This is a genomic window from Mesorhizobium sp. P2_C5_2 (genome assembly GCF_056404535.1).
Genome location: NZ_JBFUDV010000005.1, coordinates 1,068,258 through 1,075,382, shown reverse-complemented (window position 1 = coordinate 1,075,382; position 7,125 = coordinate 1,068,258). Strand labels below are relative to the sequence as shown.

At 63.6% G+C, this 7,125-nt stretch carries 8 protein-coding genes and 2 tRNA genes; 4 read left to right on the top strand and 6 right to left on the bottom strand.

Annotation, left to right across the window (positions count from 1 at the left end; translation table 11 throughout):
• On the bottom strand, positions 1-1,161 hold a 1,161-nt coding region (tuf, locus tag AC1D1B_RS23740), incomplete at its 3' end, for an elongation factor Tu (RefSeq protein WP_477334808.1).
• A gap of 297 nt (positions 1,162-1,458) precedes the next feature.
• On the opposite strand from tuf, the gene AC1D1B_RS23735 reads away from it, so the two are divergent.
• Entirely contained in the window at positions 1,459-2,346 is an 888-nt protein-coding gene (locus AC1D1B_RS23735; protein ID WP_477334807.1) for a DMT family transporter, read from the top strand.
• Between the two features lie 37 nt (positions 2,347-2,383).
• Here AC1D1B_RS23735 and AC1D1B_RS23730 read toward each other — a convergent pair whose 3' ends face one another.
• Complete coding sequence (locus AC1D1B_RS23730; RefSeq protein ID WP_477267651.1) at positions 2,384-2,641, bottom strand: GlsB/YeaQ/YmgE family stress response membrane protein; 258 nt, start codon at positions 2,639-2,641, stop codon at positions 2,384-2,386.
• Between the two features lie 133 nt (positions 2,642-2,774).
• Between AC1D1B_RS23730 and AC1D1B_RS23725 the strand changes: the two genes are divergently transcribed.
• A complete protein-coding gene (locus AC1D1B_RS23725) occupies positions 2,775-3,236 on the top strand; it encodes a YidB family protein (protein WP_477334806.1) in 462 nt (153 codons plus the stop codon).
• Here the strand turns inward: AC1D1B_RS23725 and AC1D1B_RS23720 are convergent.
• Complete coding sequence (locus tag AC1D1B_RS23720; RefSeq protein WP_477334804.1) at positions 3,233-4,126, bottom strand: helix-turn-helix transcriptional regulator; 894 nt, start codon at positions 4,124-4,126, stop codon at positions 3,233-3,235. The genes AC1D1B_RS23725 and AC1D1B_RS23720 overlap by 4 nt on opposite strands.
• 105 nt (positions 4,127-4,231) lie before the next feature.
• On the opposite strand from AC1D1B_RS23720, the gene AC1D1B_RS23715 reads away from it, so the two are divergent.
• Positions 4,232-4,621, top strand: a complete 390-nt coding sequence (locus AC1D1B_RS23715; RefSeq protein ID WP_477334802.1) for a VOC family protein — start codon at positions 4,232-4,234, stop codon at positions 4,619-4,621.
• Positions 4,622-4,637: 16 nt separating this feature from the next.
• Here AC1D1B_RS23715 and AC1D1B_RS23710 read toward each other — a convergent pair.
• Both AC1D1B_RS23710 and AC1D1B_RS23705 read right to left on the bottom strand, forming a co-directional pair.
• Positions 4,638-4,711: transfer RNA gene (locus AC1D1B_RS23710), tRNA-Gly, on the bottom strand.
• Positions 4,712-4,738: 27 nt separating this feature from the next.
• Positions 4,739-4,823 (bottom strand) — tRNA-Tyr (locus AC1D1B_RS23705).
• Between the two features lie 210 nt (positions 4,824-5,033).
• Here AC1D1B_RS23705 and rlmB point away from each other — a divergent pair.
• Entirely contained in the window at positions 5,034-5,888 is an 855-nt protein-coding gene (gene rlmB, locus AC1D1B_RS23700; protein ID WP_477334800.1) for a 23S rRNA (guanosine(2251)-2'-O)-methyltransferase RlmB, read from the top strand.
• A 132-nt stretch (positions 5,889-6,020) separates the two neighbouring features.
• Here rlmB and AC1D1B_RS23695 read toward each other — a convergent pair whose 3' ends face one another.
• On the bottom strand, positions 6,021-6,935 hold the full coding sequence (locus AC1D1B_RS23695) for a 2-hydroxy-3-oxopropionate reductase (protein ID WP_477334798.1): 915 nt from the start codon (positions 6,933-6,935) through the stop codon (positions 6,021-6,023).
• Positions 6,936-7,125: the final 190 nt, after the last annotated feature.

Sequence of the window (7,125 nt, the reverse complement as noted above, 5' to 3'; positions counted from 1 at the left end):
GACGACGATGCCGGCACCGACGGTGCGGCCGCCTTCACGGATGGCGAAGCGCAGCTTCTCTTCCATGGCGATCGGCACGATCAGCTCGACATCGACCGTGATGTTGTCGCCGGGCATCACCATCTCGGTGCCTTCCGGCAGCGACACGATGCCGGTCACGTCGGTCGTGCGGAAGTAGAACTGCGGACGGTAGTTGGTGAAGAACGGCGTGTGACGGCCACCTTCGTCCTTGGTCAGGATGTAGGCTTCAGCCACGAACTTCTTGTGCGGCTTCACCGTACCGGGCTTGGCCAGAACCTGGCCGCGCTCGACACCTTCACGGTCAACGCCGCGCAGCAGCGCGCCGATGTTGTCGCCAGCCTGGCCCTGATCGAGCAGCTTGCGGAACATTTCAACGCCCGTGCAGGTCGTCTTGGTCGTCGGACGGATGCCGATGATCTCGAGTTCCTCGCCAACCTTGACAATGCCACGCTCGACGCGGCCGGTCACAACCGTGCCACGGCCCGAGATCGAGAACACGTCTTCGATCGGCATCAGGAACGGCTTGTCGAGCGGACGAACCGGCGTCGGGATGTAGGCGTCGACCGCAGCCATCAGCTCACGGATCGCGTCTTCACCAATGGTCTTGTTCGAATCTTCAAGAGCCGCAAGCGCCGAGCCCTTGACGATCGGAATGTCGTCGCCGGGGAACTCGTTCTTCGACAGAAGCTCGCGAACCTCGAGCTCGACCAGTTCCAGCAGCTCGGCGTCGTCGACCTGGTCGACCTTGTTCAGGAACACAACGATCGACGGCACGCCGACCTGACGGGCCAGCAGGATGTGCTCGCGGGTCTGCGGCATCGGGCCGTCGGCGGCCGACACGACCAGGATCGCGCCGTCCATCTGCGCGGCACCGGTGATCATGTTCTTCACATAGTCGGCGTGGCCGGGGCAGTCGACGTGGGCGTAGTGGCGGGCAGCCGTCTCGTATTCGACGTGAGCCGTCGAGATGGTGATGCCGCGCGCCTTCTCTTCGGGCGCCGCATCGATCTGGTCGTAGCGCTTGTATTCGCCAAAATACTTCGTGATCGCCGCCGTCAGCGACGTCTTGCCATGATCGACGTGGCCAATCGTGCCGATGTTCACATGAGGCTTGTTACGCTCGAATTTACCTTTTGCCATAGTCTCTTTCCTTGGACGGCCTTGACCTTCAGTTCAGTCGAATGCGGGGCGATTAGCGACTACGGCCGAAAAACACAAGTGCCTTGTGGCCGGGTGCGCTGTCCACTCGGTCCGAACCGATGATCCGATTGCGGGGATATGGCGCCGATATAGGAACGCGCGACGGGAAATGAAATGGGGGCAGCGGGCTTCAGCGCGTATCTGCAACTCCCGGCCATGTCCTCGCCCTTCCCTGCCGGATTGGCAGCCCGCGCGTGGCCCATTGCCGCTGCGGCGGCGGTCTGATTTGCTCATCCCATGCATTTCATCCCCACCTCCATCCGCGGTCCGCTGTTCATGATCGTTTCGACGGGGTCCTACCTCGTCAACGACACGATGATGAAGTTAGCCACCACGGGATTGCCCTCCTATGAAGTGCTGTTCCTGCGCGGGGTCGCGGCCACGCTGTGGGGCATGCCGCTGCTGTTCCTGCTCGGCTTTGGCAGGCAGATCCCGTTGATCTTCGACAAGCGCGTGCTGCGCCGCAACCTGCTCGAGCTGGCGGCGATCCTTTGCTACGTGGTGGCGCTGGCCAACATGCAGATCGCCGATTCGACCGCGCTCGGGCAGATCACGCCGCTCCTGATGCTGGTCGGCTCCTCCATCCTGTTCGGCGAACGGATCGGCGGCGTGCGTATGGCGTTGATCGGCCTCGGCTTCGTCGGCGCGGTCATGGTGGCGCAGCCGACCATGGAAGGCATCTCGGTCTATGCCTTGCTGGCGCTCGGCAACGCCACCCTGTCGGCGGCGCGCGATCTTGCCGGCAGGCGGGTCCCGGCCGAGGTGCCGGGCATGATCGTCGCCATATCCGCCGTCGTGGTGGTGCTGATCGGCGCGGGTGCCGCGCATCTCGTTTCCGAGCGCTGGGTGATGCCGGAAGCCCGTCACCTGCTTTTGATGGCCGGCGCCGGGTTCTTCCTGATCTTCGGCCATTTCTTCATCTTCATGGCCTATCGCGTCGGGCCGACCGGCGTCGTGGCGCCGTTCTACTACTGCTTCACTGTCTGGGCGGTCATTTCAGGTGTGCTGGTATTCGGACAGTTCCCGAATGCCCTGGCCGTGTGCGGCATCTTGCTGGTGGTCGCGAGCGGACTGACCATCGTGTCGCTGGATGAGCGCAAGCGCAGACTGACCGTCGTCGCATAATCCTCGCGGCGACAGTCCGTGGTAGCAAGGAAGCGGCTTAAAGCGTTCGCTTGCCGGAGAACTGGTGATAGGCCCACAGCACGACCACCGAGCCGGCGACGGCAACGATCAGGCTGTAGATATTGAGGCCCGTAATACCCACGCCAAAGAGTTGACTGCAGATCACCCCGCCGACGATGGCGCCGACAATACCAAGCGCGATGTCCATGATTATGCCCTGGCCGGTCTTGTTGACGATCTTGCTGCCGATGAAGCCGGCGATGGCGCCGAGGATGATCCAGCTGATAATGCCCATTTTTCCTCTCCATTCCCCCGCCGGCCGATCATGGTCACATGATTGTCAAAAGCTCAAGCCAACTTGAAATTCCGACCGCCTGCACCATTCTAGCCAATGGGATCGGGCGTGGTCGCAATGGAGGATTGGATCTATGGGACTTTTTGACAACGCCGTACCCGGCGGCAACATCACCAAACCGCTGATGATCGCGCTCGGCGCGCTGCTGGTCGGAAAGATGCTGAGCGGCAGAAGTGCCGAACAACCCGACGAGCCCGCCCAGCCTCAAACGCACGCCCCCACCGGCACCACCGCCTCCGGCGATGGCGGCTTGCTCGGCGGACTGGGTGGGCTGCTCGACAAGTTGAAGGACGCCGGCCAGGGCAATGTCGCCGACTCCTGGGTCGGAACCGGCCAAAACCAGCCGATCAACGCCAATGATCTTGGCAGAGCAATCGGTCCGCAGGTCATCCGCGAGATCGCGCAAAGGACCGGGCTCGATGAGCAGGAGTTGCTCAAGCAATTGTCCACCGCCCTGCCCGGCATCGTCGACAAGCTGACGCCGAACGGCCAGGTGCCGCAGCAACACCAAGTCGCGTCGGCTTTCAACAACTAGGGCGCCGCTTTCGCTCCAGCATCTTCAGCCAAGACGTCCGGCACCGCCTTGCGGTTGTCGGGCGTCGCGTCGACCAGCGCCGCGAACCGCCCGGCGGTCGCTGGGTCGACCGGCGTATAAACGGAAACCGAAAAATCGCCGTCACGGCCGCCCGGTTGCAGCGTCGCGAAATCGAACGACATCTCGCCGGCGACAGGGTGCCGGATGGATTTCCGCCAGATCGGCGGTTCTGCTATGTCGCGGCTGTTCCAGCAGGTGGCGAACGCTACGCTTGCCGCTTCCAGCGACGAAACCACGGCGGCCAGCACCGGATCGCGGGTCATGGCCACGGTGGCGAGGCGGAACTGCGCAACGGCCGAACGGGAAACCTCCGGCCAATCGACAAAGCGCTGCCGCCATTCCGCGTCGAGAAACAGCCGGGCGAGCAGGCTGCCGGACCACTCATCATCCGTCTCGAAATCCCCGAGCAGCACCGTCGCCGGATGGTTCCAGGCAACGACCTGCCAATAGCGGTTGACGATGTAGGCCGGGTGCGGCGCCAGCCCTTCGAGCAGGTTCAGAAGTGGCGCGCTGGGCAGGCCTTGCTCGCCGAGGCGGTTTCGCCAGTCGAGATCGGGCCGCGCCAGCTGGAACAGATAGGCCTGCTCGGACCGGCTTAGCCTCAGCACCCGCGCCAGCGAACGAAGCACCTGCGGCGATGCGTTCACCTCCCGCCCCTGCTCGAGCCATGTGTACCAGGTGGTGCTGATCCCCGCCTCGGCGGCGACCTCTTCGCGCCTGAGGCCCGGTGCCCGGCGACGGCCATTGGCGCCGTCGATCCGAGGCAAGCGGTCCCGCCGCTCGCGCAGGAAACGGGCAAGCTCGTCGTGCCGTGGTCCCTCGCCGGCCATGCTGTCATCTCCGATACCAGTATAAGCTATAGTCTTGTACCCCTTTAAAAGGAAGTTAGTTTGCGGGCCATCTAAACCCGCAACACAGCCTCAGAGACAAAACCAATGAACGCACTGCGCGAAATCCGACAGATCGACTACACCGTCATCTTCGCCCGTGACATGGCCGCCATGCAGCACTTCTATGGAGAGGTGATGGAATTTGAGCTGCAGCGCGAGCTGGGCGCCAGCTGGATCGAATACCGGGTCGGCTCCAACACGCTCGCCTTGACCAGCCTCGGCCTGATGTTCAACGACACACCGCAGCAGCGGGACGCGCTGTCGCTGCAGCTGGCCTTCCGGGTCGCGCCAGAGATGGTCGCAGCTTGCGCTGAAGCCCTCCAGGCCAAGGGCGTGCAGCCGGTCCTGCCGCTCACCGACCAGGTCTGGGGCCACAGAACGGTGTTCTTCCGCGATCCCGACGGCAACGTTGTCGAGATATTCGCTGAAATCTGATGCGGATAGGGAAGTTTGGAGCGGGTAGCGGGAATCGAACCCGCATATTCAGCTTGGAAGGCTGCTGCTCTACCACTGAGCTATACCCGCATCGTCCTGGGGCTCGCGGGCTGGCAGTGGTGGAGAGGGTTGGATTCGAACCAACGTAAGCTAAGCTAACGGATTTACAGTCCGTCCCCTTTAACCACTCGGGCACCTCTCCAGCCTGCCGTCGAAGCCTTGCAACGAGGCATTCTCGCCGATCGGGTCGAAACCAAGGTTTTGTCCGAAATCAGCGAAGCGCCTTATGGCGGCAAGGCCAGTGGGTGTCAACCGCACCTCTGGGCAAAATGCGCTGAAATTGACAGCCTGCCCGGCAAGCCGGCTTTCTGCCTGTATCCACGGCCCGGCGACGCAGCTATAGAAGCCGGCCATGAGCAATGACAACACGCCCAAGACCGCCAAAGACACCCATTACGCCAAGCTGCGTCGCGCCCACCGCGACGAGAAGGCCGGCGGCGCGCCCGCCTTCCGGCCGCGCCAGCCGGTGCCGCCGGGCGAAAACGCCGCCGACGGACTGGTGCGGCTTTATGGCCTGCACACGGTGCGCGCGGCACTCGACAATCCGCGCCGGCGGATCAAAAAGATGCTGGTGACGCGCAACGCCGCCGAGCGCCTCGCGATCGTCGACCTTGCCGCTCTGCCATTCAAGGCCGAACTGGTCGAGCCGAAGGAGATCGACAAGATCACCGGCTCGGACGCCGTCCATCAGGGCGTGCTGATCGAGGCCGAACCACTGAAGCCCAAGCGCCTCGACGCGCTCGGCGACACCAAACTGGTGCTGGTGCTTGACCAGGTCACCGACCCGCACAATGTCGGCGCCATCCTGCGCTCGGCCGTCGCCTTCGGCGCCGGCGCGTTGATCACCACGGCCCGCCACAGCCCGCAGGAATCAGGCGTATTGGCAAAATCGGCCTCCGGCGCGCTGGAGCATATCGACCAGATCGAGGTGAAGAACCTGGCCGACGCGCTGGAACAGCTGCACGAAGCCGGCTTCCAGACCATCGGCCTCGATTCGGATGGGCCGGCCGAACTTGAGACGAGTTTCTCCGGCGAAAAGATCGCGCTGGTGCTCGGCGCCGAAGGCAAAGGCCTGCGCCAGAAGACGCGCGAGACGGTGACAACGCTCGCCCGCCTCGACATGCCCGGCGCTATCCGCTCGCTCAACGTCTCGAACGCTGCGGCGGTGAGCCTTTATGCGGCGCGGGCTTTCCTGAAACGCAACTGAGCCGGAAGCGGCAGGCCGCCGGCCAGGAGACATGACGAAACGAGAAACGGGCTCCGGCGACAGACGCAGGAACCCGTTCTCTGATCGGACAAGAGTTGGCAGCTTGGGAACGTTGCGCCGCCCTCTCCTGACCTATGCTGCCTTGCCTTTGGCTTCGGTTGCTTCGCCGACCTCGAAATTGGCCATCCGCTCCAGCGCGCGAACCAGCGCCGAGTGATCCTCTGTCGCCCCGCCGTTGGCGGCGCAGGAATTGAACAGCTGCTGCGTCGTCGACGTGTTGGGCAGCGAGACCCCAAGCGCCTTGGCGCCTTCCAGCGCCAGATTGAGGTCCTTCTGGTGCAGTTCGATGCGAAAACCCGGCGCGAAGGTGCGCTTGACCATGCGTTCGCCATGCACCTCGAGAATGCGCGAAGCCGCCAGCCCGCCCATCAGCGCCTGCCTGACCTTGGCCGGGTCGGCGCCGGCTTTTGAGGCAAAGACCAGCGCTTCGGCGACGGCCTCGATGGTCAAGGCGACGACGATCTGGTTGGCGACCTTGGTGGTCTGGCCGACGCCGTTCGGTCCGACAAGCGTGATGTTCTTGCCCATTTTCTCGAAAACGGGTTTTGCGCGCTCGAACGCCTTGTCCTCACCGCCGACCATGATGGTCAGCGACGCCGCCTTGGCGCCGACCTCACCGCCCGAGACCGGCGCGTCGAGATAGTCGCAGCCGAGATCGTTGATTTTCTTGGCGAAGGTCTTGGTCTCGATCGGCGAGATCGAGCTCATGTCGATGACCAGCTTGCCCTTGCTGAGGCCGGCGGCGACGCCATTGTCGCCGAACAGCACCTCAGCCACCTGTGGTGTGTCAGGGACCATGGTGATGATGATATCGGCGGCCTTCGCCACGGCAGCATGGCCGGTGACTGACTTCAGGCCCTTGGCGATAAGATCGGCCGGCGGTTTCGAGCGGTGATCGCTGGCGATGACGGTGTAGCCGGCGTCAAGCAGATGCCCCGCCATCGGCGCGCCCATGATGCCGAGGCCGATAAAGCCGATGGTTTCCATTTTGGTTCTCCGTCTTTTGTTGGGCCGCGTTCTGTCGCGCCCCCCTCTGTCCTGCCGGACATCTCCCCCACGAGGGGGGAGATTGGCAGCCTCGACGCATCGCTCCCTCCCGCCACGTTGGGGATTGGCGAAAGCCGAGATGGCATCCGATCTCCCTCCTCGTGGGGGAGATGGCCGGCAGGCCAGAGGG